Consider the following 17755-nt stretch of genomic DNA (forward strand, 5'->3'; position numbering starts at 1 on the left):
GGAATCTCAGTCGGCCGTCCAACGTTCGACCCACCAGGTCGATGCGTATTGGTGACCCGTTTGGGTGACGCCGTGCAGCCATTTCGGCGTCACTTGCGTGTTGATGCGGAAGAACAGCGGCAGCTGCGGCAGGTCGGCGGCATACAGGCGCTGGATGTCGCCCCAGTTTTTCTTCTGGTCGGCCGGCTCACATTGCGTTTGCGATCTTTCGATCGCCGCATCCATCGCCGTACTGCGATAGCCGCCGTAATTCTGTCCCGACCAGCCGTTCGATTCTGCCGGTACTGAACGCGATCCGAGAATCGTCTCGGGATTGTTCGCGGGCCAGGCTGCGAACGCCATCATATACATGTGCGGAAATTGCCGGCGACGCAGGATCTCGCCGAACATGACGCGCGCCGGTGCAGTCTTGAGGCGGATTTCGATGCCGACCTCGCGCCACATGCGCTGCATGACTTGCTGCACCAATTCGCGCGTCTTGTTGCCGGCGGTGGTGCCCAGCTCGAACGACAAACGGTCGCCCTTGTCGTTGACGCGAATACCGTCGGCGCCAACTTTGCCATAGCCCGCTTCGGTCAGCAGCGCGATCGCCTTGGCGCGATCGAACTCGTATTTCGCCACACCCTCTTCGGTGTAGATCGGCTCTTGCGGGTGATACATCGTGTCGGCGATCGACTGGCGGCCTTCGAAGATCTGTTTCGAAATCGCGACGCGATCCAGCCCGTGCATCAAGGCGCGGCGCACGCGGATGTCGCGCAGCACGGGGTCGTCGACATTCACGTTGACGAATTCCCACATCAACATCGACTTGAACTCGATGTCGAAGCGGTCTGCATTGCGTTTCTGGAACGACACGGCCTGGTCGAAGCTCATCCCGTTCTCGCCCGAGATGAAATCGATGTCGCCCGCTTTCAGGTTGGCTTCAAGCGCCGCAGTGTTTTCGATCGCCTTGATGATGATGCGATCAAATTGCGGCTTCTGGCCTTTCCAATACGGATTGCGCTCGAACACGATGGTCGAGCCGCGTTCGACTTTTGCGATCTTGTACGGGCCGTCATGCAGACCGGCGCGCGTCGGGTCAGCGTCGTAGGCGCTACGATTGCGATAGTCGGCTTTCGACTTTTCCCAGATTGGCCGTTCGACATGCGCCGGCAGCGGCACGAAATCGCCGAACTCGGCCGGGTTGCACAAGGTCTGCGTGCGCGTGATCACGAAATTGCGGTCGTCTTTGTATTCGACCGAGACGATGTCGTTCGACACCAGATTGTAATTCACGATGCCCGACTGCGGGTCCTTGCCCCAGTTCCAGGCGAAGACGAAATCCTTGGACGTCACTTGCGTGCCGTCGCTCCAGAAGATGTCCGGCTTCAGGGTGAAGGACACGGCCCGGGCCGTTCGCCCATCGGGCAAGGTCACCGGTTTGACGCGGCCATTTTCTGCGGTCGGGATTTCGGTGCAGAGCTGGCACTCAAGCGTCCAGTCATAGCCGTAGATCGTGAGCCGGCGCAGCACGAGGCCTTGGACGAATTGTTTGGCGACGCCCGATTCGACCATCGGGTGGAAGTTCGAGGGAAACTGATTCACCCCGATCGTCAGCTGCGTCCGTGCCGCATGTGCGGGCGACGCGACAAGCAGGAAGGTGCAGGCGGCAAAAGCGAAGGCAGAAGCGATCAGTCGGCGGTCCATGTCTCGACCCACATGGTGGAGCTGTATTGGTGACCGGTCTGCCGCACGCCATGCAACCATTTCGGCGTCACGTTGGTGTTGACCCGAAAGAAAAGCGGGATGATCGGCAAATCCGCCGCAGTTAGCCGTTGGATGTCGCCCCAATCTTTTTTCTGCTCGTCGGCACCACAGCGCAGTTGCGCATCGTCGATGGCGTGATCGAGCGCAGGGATCTTGGCACCCGAATAATTCTGCCCGGCCCAGCCATTCGCTTCGCTGGGGATGCCGCGGCTGTGCAGGGTCGCTTCGGGCAGCAGGCCCGGCGAGGTCGAATAGGCCGTCAAATACAGATGCGGGAATTGCCGCTTGCGCAGCGCCTCGCCGAACACGACGCGCGGCGGCAGCACTTTCAACCGCGCTTCGACGCCGACGTCCTTCCACATCTTTTGCATCACCTGCTGCACCAGCTCGCGGACTTTGTTGCCGGCAGTGGTGCCCAGTTCGAGCGACAGGCGTTCGCCCTTGTCGTTGGTGCGGATGCCGTCCGAACCAACTTTGGTCCAACCGGCTGCAACCAACAGTTCGACCGCCTTGGCTTTGTCGAATCCGTATTTGGTCACGCCGTCGTCGGTGTGCACCTTGTCGAGCGGATGAATGGTCGTGTCGGCGACAGTCTGCTGGCCTTCGAAGATGCGCGCGGAAATCGCGGCGCGATCCAACGCGTAAAGCAGCGCCTGTCGCAAGCGCACATCTTTCAACCAAGGATCGTCCTGGTTGACGTTCAAATATTCGTACATCAGCTGCGACTTGAACTCGAGATCGAACGCATCCTTGTTGCGCTTCTGGAAGGCAACCGACTGATCGATGGTGAGGCCGTTCTCGGCCGAGATGAAATCGATGTCGCCCGACTTCAAATTTGATTCCAGCGCCGCCGTGTTTTCGATCGTCTTCACGACGATGCGATCGAAGTACGGCTTCTGCCCGGTCCAGTACGGGTTGCGCTCCATCACCGTGTTGGCGCCGCGGTCGTAGGACGTGATGCGATATGGGCCGTTCCACAGACCGGGATTGGTCGGGTCGGTGTCGTAGCCGTTCTTCAATCGGTATTCGGCCGGATTTTCGCGGAACTTCGCTTCTTCGAGATGCGCGGGCAGGACGCGAAAATCATTGATCTGCGCCGGCGTGCATTGGTTGAGCGTGCGCGTGATGACGAAGCTGCGCTCGTCGAGCGCTTTCAAGTCAACGATGTCGACGCCGGTCAACGTGCCGTTATAGACACCCGACAGCGGATGTTTGGCGTATTCGTAGCTGAACAACACGTCTTTGGTCGTCAGCGGCGCGCCGTCGCCCCATTTCAAATCGGGCTTCAAGGTGAAGCGCACTTTGCGTGCAGCGCGCCCGTCGGGAAGCGTTACCGCTTCGACGCGGCCGTTTTCGACCGTCGGAATTTCGGTGCAGATCTGGCACTCCAAATTCCAGTCATAGCCGTAGACGGTCAAACGACGATGGGTGAAGCCGAGAAGATATTCCTTCGCGACCATGTTCTCGACCGGCGGCAGCAAGTTCGAACCGAACTGCGACACGCCGATCGTCAAGGTCGTGTGTTTGCTTTGCGCAACAGCCGCACTGGACAACGCGACCAACGAAGCGGTCGCCATCAACATTGCCCAGCGTTTCATACCGTCTGTCCCGAAGCTGCTTGTTCAATCTGGCGTGCCAATGTGACGTCCAGCGCGGTCAACCCGCCCGCATCATGCGTCGAAAGCACGATCGTGACGCGGTTGTAGATGTTCGACCATTCGGGGTGATGGTTCAGCCGCTCGGCGGCCAACGCAACACGCGACATGAAGCCCCAGGCCGCGCCGAAATCGGCAAAGCGGAAGGATTTTTCGATCGCGTCCCGGCCGTCGACCAGGCGCCAACCCGCAAGCTCGGCCAAGGCGGCCGCGCGCGAAGCTGCGTCCAGACGCTGTTGCATGTCGGTATCCCCAGAACTTCCCTGTCGCGCATCGCCCGCTTGTGCCGCGAGCTGAAGCGCGGCACTTCCTAGCAGATGCCTCAAGAGCCCGCCAAGTTTGCACCGACCCTCGACGAGCTTGCCGATCTCGCGGAACAGGCGCTGGCGACGCTACCGCTGCAATTCCGCCGCGCCATCGAAGGCGTCGCCTTGTCGGTCGACGAATTCGCCGACGACGACACGCTGAATGAAATGGGGATCGAGGATCCGTTCGAGCTGACCGGCCTCTATCGCGGCGTGCCGATCGGCATCGCCGACAGCGCCGGCCCGCTGCACGACGTCAACCGCATCTTCCTCTATCGCCGCCCGATCCTCGATGAATGGTGCGCGACCGGTGTCGAGCTGGCGCATCTGATCCGCCACGTCTTGATCCATGAGATCGGTCATCATCTCGGTCTCAGCGATGACGACATTCATCGCATTGAGACGAGCTGAGCGTTTCGCCTTAGACGTGTTCCCACCAGCGTGAGTCCGAGCGGATTCCGATCAGGCGAAAGCCGGTTCGCTGTAAGACGCGTTCGGACGCGTCGTTGCCGATCACCGTTTCGGCGGTGACGCGCAGCACGTCGTTGCGCTGCAGCGCCCAGCGCACCAGCGCAGTCACCGCCTCGCTGGCATAGCCGTTGCGGCGCGCTTCCGGCAGCAAGGCATAGCCGATCTCCACTGTCGCTTCGGAATCCGGCGGACCTTTGTAGCCAATCTCGCCGACCAGCACGCGCTTGGGTTCGCGCAACACGATCACGTAGGTCCAGATCTCCAACGCACGGTCGCGCTCGACCCACTCGCGAATCGACGGCAGAACCTCAGCGAAATCCGCTTGGGGCCACGCCGCCGCGACCTCGGCATCGAGCAATTCGGCAAAGCGCGCGCGGTCGTTGTCTAAGGCGCGCATCATCTCGCGCGACAACGGCACAAGATCGAGGCGTGCGGTGCTGATCACGCGAAGAGCGCAGCGACGCGGCTGCGCAACGCCGGCAGCACGTCGCATTCGAACCAGGGATTGCGGCGCAGCCACGCCGTGTTGCGCCAGCTTGGATGCGGCAATGGCAGCAGGCTGGGCGGATGATCGCGCCACGACGCAACCGTCGCGCCCAGCGATTTCTTGGCGTCGGCGCCGAGATAGAATCGTTGCGCGTAGGAACCGATCAGCAAGGTGAGCGCGATATCGGGCATGTGCTGGCGAAACGCGGCATGCCAGGTCGGCGCACAAATTGGACGCGGCGGCTTATCGCCGCCATGTTTGTCGACGCCGGGATAGCAAAAGCCGGCGGGCAGAACCGCGACACGCGTCGCGTCGTAAAATTGATCACGATCGAGCTGCAACCAATCGCGCAGCCGGTCGCCCGACCGGTCGTTCCACGGAATGCCGGTTTCATACACGCGCGAACCGGGCGCCTGCCCGACAATCAACAAACGGGCGGCCGGATGGGCGCGAAAGGTCGGGCGCGGCTCGAACGGTCGCAGCGCATCCACACAGAGCCGGCAAGCGCGCGCACGCGCCGATAAAGCTTCGAGTGTCTCCGTCACGCCAGAATTTCGTCGACCCAGGCGGGTACCAGATTGGATGCGGGTCCGTACCGCGCATCGTGAAACAGGCTGGCACCCTCGCTGGGTTCGAGATTCAGCTCCAGCGTTCGTGCACCGGCCGACCGCGCCGTGCGCACGAAGTCGGCCGCGGGGTAGACATTGCCGGACGTGCCGATCGACACGAACAGGTCGCTGTCCGTCAGCGCGTCATAGACGCGGTCGAGTTCGAGCGGCATTTCGCCGAACCACACGACATGCGGGCGCAACCGTCCGCTGGCGCCGCACGCAGCACAGGCACGCTGCAGAGTCAGGTCGTCGCGATCGTCGAACAGCGCGTCGCAGGCCAGGCAACGCGTCTTGAACAGCTCGCCATGCATGTGCAGCACGTCCTCGCTGCCGCCGCGCTCGTGCAGGTCGTCGACATTCTGCGTCACCAGCAGAACTTCGTGTGTTCCGCTTGCAGCCAGCCGCGCCAGTGCACGATGCGTGTCATTGGCGTCAATTGCGGGATCGCGCAGTTGCACCCGGCGCTGCGTGTAAAAGTCGAGCACCTTGGCCGGATTTCGTGCATAGGCGTCGGGCGTTGCCACGTCTTCGATACGATAGCGCGCCCAGATGCCGCCCGCGTCGCGAAAGGTCGCAAGGCCGCTCTCGGCGCTGACCCCCGCGCCGGTCAGAACGACGATTTTCACCCGCCGAACAACTTCTTCAGCAGGCCGCCGATCCCTTCTTCTTGTTTTGGCGCCGGCGCGCTGACGGTTGAGGCGACGCGCGCTTCTGCATTCGGCGCCTGCGGCGACGGCGAACGGCGTTCGAATCCCGGCGGCGCGCGCGACGGCTTGTCTTTCAGCGCGTCAAGCATGAAGGCTTTCCACGTCGCCGCCGGCAGGCTGCCGCCGGTGATGCGTTTCATCGGGCTGTTGTCGTCGTTGCCGAGCCACACGCCGCAAACGAGATCGCCGGTAAATCCCATGAACCACGCATTGCGATAGTCGTTGGTCGTGCCGGTCTTGCCCGCAGCCGGCCGGCCGATCTTGGCCGACTTGCCAGTGCCGTGATCGATCACGCCCGCCATCATCAGATTGATGTCGTCGATGAACCAAGGCTGCACAACTTGTTCGGCTGGCGATGCCTGGCGCTTGTACAGGACCGTGCCGTTGCGATCTTTCACTTCGAGAATCGCGTACGGCGTCGCGACGTCGCCGCCATTGGCAAAGACAGCGTAGACGCTGGCGAGATCGAGCAACGTGACTTCGCTGGTGCCGAGCGCCAGCGACAAATCGGGCTGCAGCGTTTCAGACAGGCCGAGACGCTTCGAAAGTTTGCGCACCCGTTCGATGCCGGCATAGTCGAGCACGCGCACGGCAGCGGTGTTGATCGACTCCGCCAGCGCTTCGCGCGCCGGCACCATGCCTTTGAACCCGGGTTCGTAATTTGCGGGCGCCCAACTGCCGATGCGGATCGGCGAATCGTCGACCAGCGTGTCCGGACGCAAACCAGCTTCGAGTGCTGCGAGATAGACCAGCGGCTTGAAGGTCGAACCGGGCTGACGCATCGCCTGCGTCGCGCGGTTGAACTGGCTTTCCTGATAGTCGCGTCCGCCGACCAACGCCTTGACCGCACCGTCGGGCGCCATCGCAACGATTGCACCCTGCGTCACGTGCGCTTTGACGCCGGGCCCGTCCAATGTCGCCGCAAGACGTTGTTCGGCGGCGCGCTGCATCGCGCCGTCCAAGGTCGTCGTGATCGTCACGTCTTGTTCGACCGTTCCGATATAGCCGGTCAGACGTTCGACGACCCAATCGGCGAAGTAGCGAACACCGTCGCCGACGCCCGGCTTCTTTTGCGCGATCGGTTGGTTCGGCGCGGTTGCGTCGGCGAATTGCTTGTCGGTGATCTTGCCCTGGGCGCGCATCGCCGCCAGCACGATCTGCGCCCGCGTCCAGGCCGCGTCGGGATTGGTCGCGGGTGAATAGCGCGACGGGGCTTTCAACAGGCCGGCAATGATCGCCGCTTCGCGCACGGTCAGTTCGCTTGCGGGCTTGCCGAAATAGGTACGCGACGCTGCGTCGATGCCGAACGCGCCGGCGCCGAGATAGACGCGATTGAGATAACCGGTAAGGATCTGTTCCTTGCTGTAGAGATGCTCCAGCCACAGCGCGAGCAACGCTTCCTGCGCCTTGCGCTTCATCGTGCGCTCGGGCGAGAGAAACATGTTTTTGGCGAGCTGCTGCGTCAGCGTCGAACCGCCCTGCACCGTGGCGCCGGTGCGCCAGTTCACATACATCGCGCGTGCAAGACCGATCGGATCGACGCCCCAGTGATAGCGGAAGCGGCGGTCTTCGATCGCAATGATCGCTTCGGGCACATAGGCAGGCAGCTCGGACGCAGCCACGGTCTGGCCGTAGAAATCGCCGACGCGCGCGATCAGCGAACCGTCGGCAGCGATCAGCGTAATTGCGGGCCGGCGTTTCAGCTCGACGGCTTGGCGCACATCGGGCAATCCCGCCGCGAGATAGGCGACCACGACGCCGACAACGATGAAACCCCAGATCGCAGCGATCGCCGTCGCTTTGAGCAACAGGCGCACATACGGATGCCGGCGCGACCACCAATTGCCGCCACCGCCAGCGCGGTTGCCACCATTGCCACGTCCACCGCCACCGCCGCCGCCGCCGCGTTTGGGCGCGCGCGGTTTTGCGGGTTTCTTGGGTGTTTCGTCGTCGGGAAGTTTGTCGGTGAGTCGCACGCCGCGAAGTTCGCGACTCATTGCGGCGCTCCCGGGGCAGCGCGGGTCGCTGATTCAGGACCGATGATGCCGTATTTGCGCAGCAGGTTGCGCAGCTGGTGATATTCGAGCCCGAGGAAGGTCGCGGTGCGCTTCTGCTGGTGCTGGTTCTGTTGCAGCGCCTTTAGCAGCAGCCGCTTTTCGGTCTGCGCCACATGCTGTGCGAAATCATAGGCGCCGGCCGGATCGTCGGCGGCGGCTTGCGCCGTTGCGGCCAGCGCGCCGGCATGCAGCTCGGCGCCGGGGCGCCACGGTGATTCAAACGGATCGAAACGCACCTGGTCGATCGGCTTGTCGGGATCGACCGCCGACGCGACCGCACGCTCCACCACGTTTTTCAATTCGCGCACATTGCCGGGCCAGCGGTAATCGAGCAGTTGCGCCTCGGCCGATTTGCTGAACCCACTGAACACTTCACGTTTCATCTGCTGCGCCATCTGCGTTCCGAAATGCCGTGACAGCGCCAGAATGTCTTCGGGCCGCACCCGCAGCGGCGGAACCGTAACGACTGCGAACGCCAAACGATCGAGCAAGTCGGCGCGGAATTTTCCCTGTGCCGCCAGCGCCGGAAGATCGACGTTGGTCGCGGCAACGACGCGCACGTCGCTCGCCACCGTTTCACTGGCGCCCAACCGTTCGAACTCGCCGTATTCGATCACGCGCAGCAGCTTTTCCTGCACCGCCATCGATGCAGTCGCAATTTCGTCGAGAAACAACGTGCCGCCGTCGGCGCGTTCGAACCGTCCTTCGCGACGTTTGGTGGCGCCGGTGAAGGCGCCGGCTTCGTGGCCGAACAACTCACTGTCGAGCAGCGACTCCGACAAGGTCGCGCAGTTGAGCTTGATCAGCGTCTGATCCCAGCGGCGGGACAGATAATGGAGACGCTGGGCAATCAGCTCTTTGCCCGTCCCTCGCTCGCCCACGACCAGCACGGGCCGGTCGAGCTTCGCCAGGGCCGAAACGTCGTTGAGGATCTCGGTGAAAAGCGGGCTCTCACCCACCAGCGCGTCAAGCATGGGTGGTCGATAACAGATTCTCTCATCGAGTGACAGGAAGGGAGACCGCTTACTCCGGCACCTAAGGCTAACCCATTGATTTTCCACGAATGGGCTTCTGGCACGCGGGCTGCAATAGAGGGTTCGTCGTCAAACGTTTTTGTAGGAACCCTCCGTCATGGGCATCTTTTCTCGGCTCACCGACATCGTGAACTCCAACCTCAATGCGATGCTCGATCGCGCCGAGGACCCCCAGAAGATCATCCGCCTGATCATTCAGGAGATGGAGGACACGCTGGTTGAGGTTCGGTCGGCCGCGGTGAAGACCATCGCCGACAAGAAAGAGCTTGAGCGCAAGGTGAACGCCCTGCAGCGCGAGCACGACGCCTGGCAGAACAAGGCCGAGCTGGCGCTGGAAAAGGGCCGCGAAGATCTGGCCAAGGGCGCGCTGCACGCCAAGAACCGCGCCGCCGAAGCAGTCGCCGCCGGTCAGTCACAGCTGGCCGACATCGAAGCCGGCCTGGCCAAGCAGAATGAAGACATCGGCCAGCTGCAGGCGAAGCTTGACGACGCTAAGCAGCGCGAAGGTCAGATGATGGCGCGCGCCAAGTCGGCGCAGACGCGCCTCAAGGCACGCGGTGCAATCTATGACAGCCGCGTCGACGATGCGCTGTCGCGGATGCAGCGGGTGGAGCGCACGCTCGACGAACTCGACGGCAAGGTCGACGCATACGATCTGGGCCGCCCGGGCAAGCCGTCACTCGACGACGAGATCAACAAGTTGGAAACCGACAGCAAGGTCGAGCAGGAGCTCGCTGAGTTGAAGGCACGACTTGGCAATCGCACGCCGTCGCAGGCCTGATCCCAGCAATGATCCTCGCATCGGACCCACCGACCATGTCCATCGTCGCCGTCTGCGCCATCATCTTCGTCGCAGCACCCGCCGTGATCCTTCACTACGTCACGCAGTGGAAGAAGACCCGGGGCCTTTCGTCCGACGATGAAAAGATGCTGACCGAGCTGTACGCCAGCGCGCAGCGGCTCGAGCAGCGAATTGAAAATCTCGAGCGCGTGCTCGAAGCCAACGAACGGAGCAAGTCGTGAGCTTTCACGAAATGGTCCCGCCGGACCCAAAACGCCTCTATCGCAATTGTGAAGACCGGATGCTGGCCGGTGTCTGTGCGGGCTTAAGCGACTATCTCGGTTGGGATCGCACGTTGGTGCGCGGCGCTTTCGTCCTCGGCACCATCTTCTTCGCGCCCTTCTTCATCATGAGCTACGTGATCATGTGGATGATCATGCCGAAGCGGCCGAAAATGTTGTTTCGCGATCAGGGTGAGAAGACCTTCTGGCAGTCGGTCAACACGCGCCCCGGCGGCACGGTCGGCGATCTCGCCCGCAAGTTCCGTGATCTCGACACGCGCCTTGCCGGCATGGAACGCCGCGTCACGACGCCGAATTTCGACCTGGAACGTGAGTTCAAGAATCTCGGCGCGTGAGAGCGCGCCGAATTCCAACAACGCACTTCGATAAAGGGGATTCCGATGCGCGCCGCTCGTGCAGCAGCCCGAAAAGAAACGTTAGTCGCCGCCCCGCTAGTCGCCGGACTGACCGTAACGCAGGAGATCGTGGCCGTGCCCGTTCAGCCACGTCTTCGCAAGGTCGACGTCGCCGTCGGTGAGCGTCGCGGTCAGCTTCCAGAAGCGAGCGCCGTGGTCGAGGTGACGAAGGTGCGCAACCTCGTGCGCGACGACATAGTCGAGCACGTAGTCGGGCGCCAGAAACAGACGCCAACTGAACGACAGACAACCGTCGCACGTACAGCTGCCCCAGCGCGTGGTCGTGTCGCGCACAGCGATGGACGAGAACTTCAAGTTGGCGCGCGCAGCCTTGATGCGGACCGTGTCGCAGATGACGCGACGCGCCTCGGCCTTGAGCCAGTCGGTGACGCGGCGGGCGAGATGCTCGGGCTCGCCGGGGACGACGAGATTGCCGCCGTCGCGGTGGACCCGGCCACGCAGGTTGCCGCTTGGCACAATCCGGTGCTCGACGCCTTGAAGCGGTATCGACGCGCCGGCGGCGAATGGTACGGGCTTCGGTAAAAGCTCGAGCCGCTCCTCGATCCATTCGAGGTTCTTGGCGGCGAAATCCCCCGCCGCACGGCGGGATGTCCAGGGCGGGATCGTAACTTCGACCCGCCCGTCATCCGGGCGAATTTTCAGAATGATTCTGCGGGCTTGCCGGCTGATCCTCAGCGCGATCGGCTTATCCAGCCCGTCAATGCGCAGCTCGGCCGGACGGGTCCGGCTGGACTTGGCGGCTTTGGCGCGACTCGATCCCAACGGCATCCCAGACTTTGTCGCCCCCAGCCGGCCTGCGCCGCAAGCCTCTCGACGGATCTGCGACCAGAAGGGGGCAAAATCGGGCCGTCCGTCGTTCCAGGAACGCGGGAAGCGGCCACCTGCTCCGTCCGGACCCCAGGCGGTTTTGCGCCTATCCGAAGCTTAGGCGGCCAGCTTTTCCGCCGTTTTTGTCACCAAATCCTGGGGCGGGACCTCGGTCCGGCCGGCATCGTGCTGGCGAATCCAGGAACGGACCACCGGCAGGATCGATTCGCGCCAGCGGCGGCCGTTGAAGATGCCGTAATGGCCGACCCCCAGCTGGAGGTGGGCCTTCTTCTTCTCGGCCGGCAGGCCGGTCAGAAGATCGTGCGCCGCCAGGGTCTGGCCCGGCGCCGAAATATCGTCGAGCTCGCCTTCGATCGTCAGCAGCGCGGTACGCTGCACGTCGCCCGGCACAACCGGAACGCCGCGCACTTTCATCGTCCCGTTCGGCAGGTCATGACGCTGGAACACGGTCTCGACCGTCTGCAGATAGAATTCAGCGGTGAGATCCATCACCGACAAATATTCGTCGTAGAACTTGCGATGCGCGTCGGCGCTTTCATCATCGCCGCGCACGAGATGCTGAAACAGCTTCACATGCGCGCCGACATGACGATCGAGATTCATCTGCATGAAACCGGTCAGCTGCACGAAGCCCGGATAGACGTTGCGCAATGCGCCCGGATACATCATCGGCACCGGCGAAATCACGCTGTGCTCGAACCATTCAATCGGGCGCGTTTCGGCTAGGCGCGTCACGGCCGTCGGTGCACGGCGCGTATCGATCGGCCCGCCCATCAACGTCATCGTGCGCGGTTGCACCGCGTCGCCCGCTGACGCCAACAACGACACCGCCGCCATCACCGGCACGGCCGGCTGGCACACCGCGATCACATGCGTGTCGGCACCAAGCAGTTTCAAAAACCTGATCAGGTAATGCACGTAGTCGTCGAGATCGAACGCACCATTCGCCAACGGCACCTGGCGCGCATCGATCCAGTCGGTGACATAGACGTCGTGATGCGGCAGCAACGCTTCGACCGTGCCGCGCAACAAGGTCGCGTGATGGCCGGAAATCGGCGCCACCAATAGAACTTTCGGATCGTTCCGATCGGTGTCGCGCGAGAAATGCAGCAGGTTGCAGAAGGGAGTCTGATCGACGGTTTCGATTGTGACCGGCACCGGCTCGCCGCCGATCAAGGTCACGTCGAGACCCCATTCCGGCTTTTCGAAGCGGCGTGTAACGCGTTCGAGCACTTCACTAGCCGCAACGACCGAACGGCCGAACTGCGTGTAGGACACGGGGGCGAAGGGATTCTGGAAAGCAATGTTGGCTGCGCCGGCCAACATGCGAACCGGCAGCATGGCTGCACGATTCCACTCATAGAGCGTGTAAAGCACCAACTCTCCTATCGGCCCCGACTCGGGCTCTTCAGGTCCTGGTCCGGACCTTACCTTGCATGGAACACAGCAGAAGAGGATTTGGGCGCATCGTTTGTCGCCCGGTAGCGCCGCCGCGACGGCTCGGCTAGCGTTCCGCGCCGTGAAAACGCACCGCATCCTTTCGATCCTCGCCGCGCTCTTCGCTTTTTGCGGGGCAGCCCCGATCCACGCGCAGGGCCTATTCGATCCGCCCGCGCTCTTAACCGCCGCCCAACAGGGCGACTTTGCCTGGGCGCAGAAGCTGCTGCTTGGTGGCGCCAATCCAAACGCGACCGACGAACGCGGCGTGACGCCGTTGATTCTCGCCGCGCGAAAGAATGAGCCGGCGCTGGTGAAATTGCTGCTCGAACATCGCGCCTCGCCGGCGCGCAAAGACAAAGCCGGGCAGACGCCGCTGTATCACGCGGCCGAAAAGGCCGGCAAAGACGTGATCGAAGCGCTTCTCAGCAAAAGTGCGCGCGTCGATGACCCGGACAATCAGGGCGTGACGCCCCTGATGGCAGCGGCACGCAGCGACAATGCCGAAGCAGTGACGGCACTGCTTAAAGCCGGCGCCAGCACCAAGAAGCAGGATTTCACCGGCCGCGACGCGCTGACCTACGCACAGGAATCTCGCGCCCGCCGCGTGCTGCCGTTGCTTGAGGCCAAGCGCTGAACTTTCCCGATCCGTATGGCCCGATGCCGCAAGGCATCGCGTGGCTACCGCCGGCAATGTTGCTGGCGGCCTTGCTGCTCGACATCGTGTTTGGCAGTCCCGCGATTGCGGGGCGCATTCCGGGTCTGGCGCGCTTCTTCGCGCGCCCGGCTTTGTTCTTCACCAAACGTCTCGATCGTCCGGCGCGCACGCCGCAAGTACTCGCCGTGCGCGGTGCCATCATCGCCGCGCTGTTGCTGTTGCTCGCCGCTGCCATCGGCATCGCGCTGCATCGCCTGACGCGCAGCTGGGAAGGCGGGCTTGCAGCTGAATTGCTGATCCTCAGCAGCGGCCTTGCCTTGCGCCGCCCCTTCGTCGCCGTGCGCCGCGCGCTGGCGAAAACCAAAGTCGCCGCCGAACACACCGCGATGCGCACGGCAATCGAACAAACGGCAGGCGCGTTGGAAAGCGGATTGGCGCTACCGGTCGCGGCCTATTTGTTCTTGGGTCTCGGCGGGTTCGTGATTGCCGTCGCAGCGCGCGTGATCGATCGCGCGGTTGGTGGCGCGCGGCCCGGCGAACGTCCCTTTGCGGCAGCGGCGCATGCCGCGCACCGTCTGCTGGCTGCTGCACCGGGTCACGTTCTGGCCGTGTGTCTGGTGGTTGCGTCGATCTTCGTGCCAGGTGCGCGACATTTTGCGGCGCTACGCGAAGCATGGAAAAGCAGCGGACGTGACCGTCCCACACTCGCCGCCTTTGCCGGCGTGCTGCATGTTGCGTTGGGCGGACCGCCACGCTGGAGCGGAAAAGGCACAGCGCGCGTTACGCCAAGCGATCTCGGTCGTGCCTTCGCGCTCTATATCGCCGGCGTGCTGGTCATTGTCTTGGTTCTTGCCGCGGTCGTGCTGGTCGATCTGCAACCGCGTCTGATCGTGTTGGATTCGAATGAGCTCTGAACTGGATGAAATGCGCGCGCTGCCCAGCGCGCTGCCCGATCCCGACCTTGAATCTGCAAGCGCGGCGCTGACTGCGCTGGCGATGAAAGGCGTCGGCGACGAAGAAGCGCGCGATTTGGTTGGCTGGCTCGCAACCTGGCAGCGGCGGCGCAAGCCGCGCATCGTCCGGCCGCGCGTCGCGCTGTTCGCGACCGCGCATGGTTTGGCCAAAGACGACCTGCCCTATTTCCGCACCGAAGTGCGCCGCGCCATCGCAGGCGAAGGCGCCTGGGTCGAAGAATGCGCCGCCGCCGAAGCCGAGCTGCGTCTGCATGAAATGTCGCTCAACGATCCGACGCCCGACATTCGCGTCGGTGACGCGCTGTCGCCGCAAGCGACCGCGCACGCGATGTTGTACGGCATGATCGCGGTCGAACCCGGCTTGGACTTGCTGGTCGTGTCGGCACTGGGCGAAGGCGCCGAAGACGCATCGCGCGTGTTGGACACAGCGATCGCAGGCGGCGCCGATCCGATGCCCGCGCTGGGCGCGCGCGGCGGACCCGATCTTGCCGCTGTCGCTGGTGCGATTCTGGCGGCGCGTATGGCGGGAACGCCAGTCTTGCTCGATGGCGGTGGTGCACGCGCGGCGGCGAATGCGCTGGCCAAGCTCGATCCGCGGTCGGTCGATCATTGCCGCGACGCATTTCTCTATGCCGGCGGCGAAGCACGCACCGGACGGATGGGATCGCGCGCAATCAGCGCGCTGCGCGCCGCGGCCTCCTTGGTGGAATGACACGGGCACTCGCCCTTCTCCTCCTTCTCGCGCCGGTGCTGGCGCACGCAGAAGCGCGACTCCCTGGCGGTGTATCGCCGACCGAAATCCGCGTCGCGATCGAGCCCGACGCCGACAAGTTGAAATTCCGCGGCACGGTTTCGCTGCAAGTGCAGACCGACAAGCCGCTCGACAAGATCGTGATGAATGCGGCCGAGCTGAAAATCGCGCGCGCCACGATCGACGGCGTGGTCGCGAAAACGTCGCTCGACGACGAAGGCGAGACGCTGACGCTGACCACGCCCAAGAAGCTGGCGCGCGGGCCGCACAAGATCGAGATCGCGTATGCGGGTGCGATCAAGCAGCAGCCGGCCGGTCTGTTCGCGGTCGACTACCCGACGAAAAACGGCACCAAGCGCATGCTGGCGACGCAGTTCGAAGCGACCGATGCGCGCCGTATGCTGCCGTGCTTTGACGAACCTGCGTACAAGGCGCGCTATCACGTCAGCGTAACGGTGCCGAAACGGCAGCTCGCAATTTCGAACATGCCGGAATCGCGCCGGACCGACCTGACCGACGGCCGCATGCGCGTCGAATTTGCGCCGACGCCGCAAATGTCGAGCTACCTGCTGTTTCTCGCCGCCGGTGAATTCGAAACCATCTCGCAGCGGGTCGATGGCCGCTTGCTGCGTGTCGTCGCGGCCGAGGGCGAAGCGGCCAAAGGCAAGTTCGCGCTCGATCTCGCGGCGCGCCTGTTGCCGTTCTACGAAAGCTATTTCGCGCAGCGCTATCCGCTGCCGAAGCTGGATCTGTTCGCGGTGCCGGCGTCGGGCGGGTTTGGCGCAATGGAGAATTGGGGCGCGCTGCTGTTCTTTGAACGCTGGGTCTTGTTCGATCCCGCGATAAACGCCGAAGCAGCCCGCCAGGGTGTCGCCGTCACCGTCGCGCACGAAATGGCGCATCAATGGTTCGGCAATCTCGTCACCATGAAGTGGTGGGACGATCTGTGGCTGAACGAAGGCTTCGCGTCGTGGATGGAAAATCATTCCGTCGACGCTCTGTTGCCGGCCTGGCAGATCTGGCTGCAGACGCGCCGCGAGCGCGAAACCGCGATGCGTCTCGACGCGCGGCGCGGCTCGCATCCGGTGGTGCAGAAAGTCGACAGCGCCAACGAGGCCAATGCGGCGTTCGACGACATCACCTACCGCAAAGGCCAGACCATCGTTCGCATGCTCGAAGCCTGGCTGGGTACCGATCCGTTCCGCGCCGGCATGCGCAACTGGATGCGCGAACATGCCTATGGCAACGCGTCGACCGAAGATCTCTGGGCCGCACTGGAACGCGATTCCAAATTTCCGGTGCGCGAAGTTGCGGCCAGCTTCACCAGTCAGGCCGGCCTGCCGCTGATCGACGTGTCGTCGCGCTGTGACGGCGGCCGCACCAAGTTGACGTTGGCGCAATCGCGCTTCAGCGCCGGCGATGCCAATGCGCGACCGCATACCTGGTCGATTCCGTTGATCCTGCAACCGTTGGGCAGCAAGCCATCGCGCATTCTTCTGCGCGACGCGCGCGGCGAGTTCGATCTGCCGGGCTGCGCGCCGGTGGTGGTCAATGGCGGCGGCGTCACCTGGGCGCGCGTTACCTATACGCCCGAGCTGCGCGCTGCGCTGACCCAGCATTTCGCCGAACTGGATGCAGCCGATCAGGTGATGTTGCTCGACGATAGTTGGGCGCTGGTCGAAACCGGCAACCTGCAAGTCGACATCTATCTGGCATTGGTGGCGCAATTGAAGCCCAATGCGCCGCTGCCGGTGTGGCAGCAAGTGACCGAGACGCTCGTTGAGATCGACGGCTGGTTACGCGGCACGCCGGGACGCGCAGCGTTGCGCAATTTTGCGCGTAGCAAGCTTGGCCCCGCAATGGCGCGCCTGGGTTGGAGCGCGAAAGCCAACGAACCGACCACCGATTCTCTGTTGCGCGACGTGCTAATCGACGCGCTGTCGTCATTCGACGATGAGCCGACGCTGCAGGAAGCAAAACGACGCTTCCACGATTGGACCGCAGGTGGCGACTTGCCCGGTTCGATTCGCGGCGTCGTGCTGCGCGCGACCGCGCGCGGTGCCGACACGAGCGAGTTCGAGCTTCTGCTCGGCAAAGCGCAGAGCGAAGAAGATCACGCGCAACGGCAGAATCTCCTGACCGCGCTGGCCGGCGTACGCAATCCGCAACTGGCGCAGCGTGTCCTCGACACATCGCTGGCCGATTGGGTGCCGCCGACATCGCGCGCCAGCGTCGTCGTGCAAGTCGCACAAGCGGGCGAACATGCGGCGCTGGCCTGGCGCTTTGCGCAAGCGCATTACGACAAGCTGATCGAGCCGCTGGACGCCACGGCAAAATGGGATTTTGCCGCGTCGATCGTGGCCGGCTCGTCCGACGCAACGCGCGCGCAAGAGCTACGCGAATTTACCGAAACACGCATCCCGGCCGATGCACGGCAGCCGGTCCAGCGCGTGGTCGAAGAAATCAATTTCCGTGCTGACAAAAAGAACCGCCTTGCTGCAGCGGTCGAACAATGGGTCGCTGCGCATCCGTGAT

Annotated in this window: 18 protein-coding genes; 8 read left to right on the forward strand and 10 right to left on the reverse strand. The window is 63.3% G+C overall.

Features of this window, described 5'->3' with window-relative positions; genetic code table 11:
• Positions 1–6: 6 nt before the first annotated feature.
• The 3 genes from TMPK1_RS13045 to TMPK1_RS13055 are packed head-to-tail and all read right to left on the reverse strand — an operon-like array spanning position 7 to position 3727.
• Complete coding sequence (locus TMPK1_RS13045; protein ID WP_420243452.1) at positions 7–1686, reverse strand: peptide ABC transporter substrate-binding protein; 1680 nt, start codon at positions 1684–1686, stop codon at positions 7–9.
• Complete coding sequence (locus tag TMPK1_RS13050; RefSeq protein WP_420243453.1) at positions 1671–3344, reverse strand: peptide ABC transporter substrate-binding protein; 1674 nt, start codon at positions 3342–3344, stop codon at positions 1671–1673. Before TMPK1_RS13050 ends, TMPK1_RS13045 begins: the two co-directional genes overlap by 16 nt.
• The gene (locus tag TMPK1_RS13055) at positions 3341–3727 is read right to left on the reverse strand and encodes a 4a-hydroxytetrahydrobiopterin dehydratase (protein WP_420243454.1); all 387 of its coding nucleotides are present in this window, start codon (positions 3725–3727) and stop codon (positions 3341–3343) included. The genes TMPK1_RS13050 and TMPK1_RS13055 overlap by 4 nt, the downstream gene beginning before the upstream one ends.
• Between TMPK1_RS13055 and TMPK1_RS13060 the strand changes: the two genes are divergently transcribed.
• Positions 3719–4117, forward strand: coding sequence for a metallopeptidase family protein (locus TMPK1_RS13060; RefSeq protein ID WP_420243455.1), 399 nt, complete (start codon positions 3719–3721; stop codon positions 4115–4117). The two genes, TMPK1_RS13055 and TMPK1_RS13060, sit on opposite strands and share 9 nt — an antisense overlap.
• A gap of 10 nt (positions 4118–4127) precedes the next feature.
• Here the strand turns inward: TMPK1_RS13060 and TMPK1_RS13065 are convergent, their stop codons facing one another.
• From TMPK1_RS13065 to pspF, 5 genes are read right to left on the reverse strand one after another with little or no spacing between them, the layout of a single operon-like run.
• Positions 4128–4622 carry a GNAT family N-acetyltransferase gene (locus tag TMPK1_RS13065; RefSeq protein ID WP_420243456.1) on the reverse strand — a complete coding sequence of 165 codons (495 nt, stop codon included), beginning with the start codon at positions 4620–4622 and terminating at the stop codon, positions 4128–4130.
• Positions 4619–5209, reverse strand: a complete 591-nt coding sequence (locus TMPK1_RS13070) for a uracil-DNA glycosylase family protein (RefSeq protein WP_420243457.1) — start codon at positions 5207–5209, stop codon at positions 4619–4621. The genes TMPK1_RS13065 and TMPK1_RS13070 overlap by 4 nt, the downstream gene beginning before the upstream one ends.
• Entirely contained in the window at positions 5206–5901 is a 696-nt protein-coding gene (locus tag TMPK1_RS13075; protein ID WP_420243458.1) for an NAD-dependent deacylase, read from the reverse strand. Before TMPK1_RS13075 ends, TMPK1_RS13070 begins: the two co-directional genes overlap by 4 nt.
• Positions 5898–7979 carry a transglycosylase domain-containing protein gene (locus TMPK1_RS13080; protein ID WP_420243459.1) on the reverse strand — a complete coding sequence of 694 codons (2082 nt, stop codon included), beginning with the start codon at positions 7977–7979 and terminating at the stop codon, positions 5898–5900. Before TMPK1_RS13080 ends, TMPK1_RS13075 begins: the two co-directional genes overlap by 4 nt.
• Entirely contained in the window at positions 7976–9013 is a 1038-nt protein-coding gene (pspF, locus tag TMPK1_RS13085) for a phage shock protein operon transcriptional activator (RefSeq protein ID WP_420243460.1), read from the reverse strand. The genes TMPK1_RS13080 and pspF overlap by 4 nt, the downstream gene beginning before the upstream one ends.
• 157 nt (positions 9014–9170) lie before the next feature.
• Between pspF and pspA the strand changes: the two genes are divergently transcribed.
• The 3 genes from pspA to pspC are packed head-to-tail and all read left to right on the forward strand — an operon-like array spanning position 9171 to position 10491.
• Positions 9171–9854, forward strand: a complete 684-nt coding sequence (gene pspA, locus TMPK1_RS13090; RefSeq protein ID WP_420243461.1) for a phage shock protein PspA — start codon at positions 9171–9173, stop codon at positions 9852–9854.
• A 35-nt stretch (positions 9855–9889) separates the two neighbouring features.
• Positions 9890–10096, forward strand: coding sequence for an envelope stress response membrane protein PspB (pspB, locus tag TMPK1_RS13095; protein WP_420243462.1), 207 nt, complete (start codon positions 9890–9892; stop codon positions 10094–10096).
• Positions 10093–10491: an envelope stress response membrane protein PspC gene (pspC, locus tag TMPK1_RS13100; protein WP_420243463.1), complete on the forward strand. Its 399-nt coding sequence runs from the start codon at positions 10093–10095 to the stop codon at positions 10489–10491. The genes pspB and pspC overlap by 4 nt, the downstream gene beginning before the upstream one ends.
• A gap of 96 nt (positions 10492–10587) precedes the next feature.
• On the opposite strand, the gene TMPK1_RS13105 is transcribed toward pspC, so the two are convergent.
• Together TMPK1_RS13105 and TMPK1_RS13110 are read right to left on the reverse strand one after the other, a co-directional pair.
• Positions 10588–11340 carry a M48 family metallopeptidase gene (locus tag TMPK1_RS13105; protein WP_420243464.1) on the reverse strand — a complete coding sequence of 251 codons (753 nt, stop codon included), beginning with the start codon at positions 11338–11340 and terminating at the stop codon, positions 10588–10590.
• Between the two features lie 156 nt (positions 11341–11496).
• The gene (locus TMPK1_RS13110; protein ID WP_420243465.1) at positions 11497–12777 is read right to left on the reverse strand and encodes a polyhydroxyalkanoate depolymerase; all 1281 of its coding nucleotides are present in this window, start codon (positions 12775–12777) and stop codon (positions 11497–11499) included.
• A 142-nt stretch (positions 12778–12919) separates the two neighbouring features.
• Here TMPK1_RS13110 and TMPK1_RS13115 point away from each other — a divergent pair, with 142 nt between their 5' ends.
• From TMPK1_RS13115 to TMPK1_RS13130, 4 genes are read left to right on the forward strand one after another with little or no spacing between them, the layout of a single operon-like run.
• The gene (locus tag TMPK1_RS13115; protein ID WP_420243466.1) at positions 12920–13474 is read left to right on the forward strand and encodes an ankyrin repeat domain-containing protein; all 555 of its coding nucleotides are present in this window, start codon (positions 12920–12922) and stop codon (positions 13472–13474) included.
• Positions 13475–13497: 23 nt separating this feature from the next.
• A complete protein-coding gene (locus tag TMPK1_RS13120) occupies positions 13498–14409 on the forward strand; it encodes a hypothetical protein (protein ID WP_420243467.1) in 912 nt (303 codons plus the stop codon).
• Positions 14399–15181, forward strand: coding sequence for a nicotinate-nucleotide--dimethylbenzimidazole phosphoribosyltransferase (locus tag TMPK1_RS13125; RefSeq protein ID WP_420243468.1), 783 nt, complete (start codon positions 14399–14401; stop codon positions 15179–15181). Before TMPK1_RS13120 ends, TMPK1_RS13125 begins: the two co-directional genes overlap by 11 nt.
• Positions 15178–17754, forward strand: a complete 2577-nt coding sequence (locus TMPK1_RS13130) for a M1 family metallopeptidase (protein WP_420243469.1) — start codon at positions 15178–15180, stop codon at positions 17752–17754. The genes TMPK1_RS13125 and TMPK1_RS13130 overlap by 4 nt, the downstream gene beginning before the upstream one ends.
• The last annotated feature ends 1 nt before the right edge of the window (position 17755 follow it).

The sequence above is a fragment of the Roseiterribacter gracilis genome (assembly GCA_018332375.1).
In the GTDB taxonomy this organism is placed as follows: domain Bacteria; phylum Pseudomonadota; class Alphaproteobacteria; order BOG-932; family Roseiterribacteraceae; genus Roseiterribacter; species Roseiterribacter gracilis.